Genomic DNA, 1,737 nt, shown 5'->3' on the forward strand with positions numbered 1-1,737 from the left:
TGTGGTGTCCAAATAACCACCCACCCCACACCACCACCCACCCCCCCTCCCTCCCTCTGCTCCTCAGTGCTCGCGCTCCGGCGACACACCTACCCGCACCAATTGTCCTATTTGAGTCTTTTCATGTGATTGGATGATGTCAGCTTCACCCCTTCCGGACAGGGGGTATGACGGCCCATCACACAGAAAGCGAGCACGCCGGATGTCTTCACCCCAGGGCACCCCACCCCGCCTCAAGACGGCGCTGCTGAGCCGTCACTGGAAACTGGCCGTTCTGGCCGCGGCCGGATTCGCCACCGTCATCGGCACCACCACCACCACCGCCGGGGCGAGCGGGATCGAGCACCGCAAGTCCGAGGGCGCGCCCGGCACTCCCGCCGCCTCAGCCAAGGGCTACGCCGGCAAGGGAGACGAGGCAAGCCACGGCAAGGCCGACCACGGCGACAAGAGCGGTAAGAGCGGTAAGGACGACGGGAACAAGGGCGACAAGAGCCGCCACGACAAGTACGGCGACGGCCACGGCGAGTACTCGGACGACGCGATCCACGTGGAGTGCGACCCCGCCGCCCTGCTCGCGGCGGTGGTCAGCCTGAACTCGGACCGCGGCGGGGAGCTGGTCCTCGCGAAGGACTGCACCTACACGCTCACCGCGAACGAGGACGACAACGGTCTGCCGACGATCACCCAGCCGATCACCATCTACGGCAACGGCGCCACCATCCAGCGCGCGGCGAACGGGGACAACTTCCGGATCTTCGAAGTCGGGGTCGGTGGAGACCTGAAACTCAGCCACCTCACGATCACCCGCGGCAAGATCGGGGTGGAGGGCGAGGGGGCCGGGATCAGGGTGTCCGCAGCGGGCCGTCTCGGCCTCGACCACGTCACCCTCACCCGCAACTCCTCCGACCTGGAGACCTCAGACGGCGGCGCCATCTACAACGACGGCATCACCACCATCCGCAACAGCACCCTCAGCAAGAACACGAGCGAGGACGGCGCCGCCGTCTACAACGGCGCAGGCAAGCTGGACATCGCCGACTCCAAGATCACCGGCAACGTCAACGACGAAGACGATGGCTGGGCCGCCATCTACAACGGCGGCGGATCAGTCAAGATCAAGAAGAGCGTGCTCTCCTACAACCGTGGCAACTCGGCAGGCGCCCTTTACAACAGCACGGGCGTGTCCGAGGTCGAGAAGAGCGCCTTTGTGTACAACTTCGGCGACTCCTACGGCGCCATCCACACTGATGACTCGCTGTACGTCCGCGACAGCACCATCGCCTACAACACCGCCACCGATGAGGGCCCCGGCCTTCACGCAGGCTCGTTGTTCGAGCGCACCAAGATCTACGGCAACATCGTCACCGACGGCGACGGCGGCGGCGCCAACGTGTCCACCAGCGACGACAACCCCGTCGTATTCCGGAGCAGCAAGATCTACAACAACCAGGCGCCCGGCAACGGACACAGCGGTGGCGGCCTCTACATCAGCAACGGCACGGTCAACCTCACCGACACCAAAATCACCGGCAACGTCTCCGACGCGGAAGCCGGCGGCGTTCACAACCTGGGCACCGTCACCACCAACGGCAAGGTCAAGATCATCGACAACGTCCCCACCAACTGCGAGGCACCCGGAACCAACCCCGTCCCGAACTGCTTCGGCTGACGCTTGGGTCCTGTCCGATTCCGCAGTCGGTTCCACAAACCGCCCGCCCCCGGCATCCATGCCGGGGG

At 65.3% G+C, this 1,737-nt stretch carries 1 protein-coding gene; it reads left to right on the forward strand.

Translation table 11 applies throughout. The annotated features are described in order from the left end of the window. Window positions 1-202: 202 nt before the first annotated feature. Window positions 203-1,669 carry a right-handed parallel beta-helix repeat-containing protein gene (locus ACFWI9_RS15840; protein WP_387162283.1) on the forward strand — a complete coding sequence of 489 codons (1,467 nt, stop codon included), beginning with the start codon at window positions 203-205 and terminating at the stop codon, window positions 1,667-1,669. The last annotated feature ends 68 nt before the right edge of the window (window positions 1,670-1,737 follow it).

This window comes from Streptomyces sp. NPDC127084, assembly GCF_042724175.1.
GTDB lineage: Bacteria > Actinomycetota > Actinomycetes > Streptomycetales > Streptomycetaceae > Streptomyces.

Excerpts from the sequence above, each read along its gene's own strand:
- ACFWI9_RS15840 (WP_387162283.1), top strand. The coding sequence starts at position 203 with ATGTCTTCACCCCAGGGCACCCCACCCCGCCTCAAGACGGCGCTGCTG.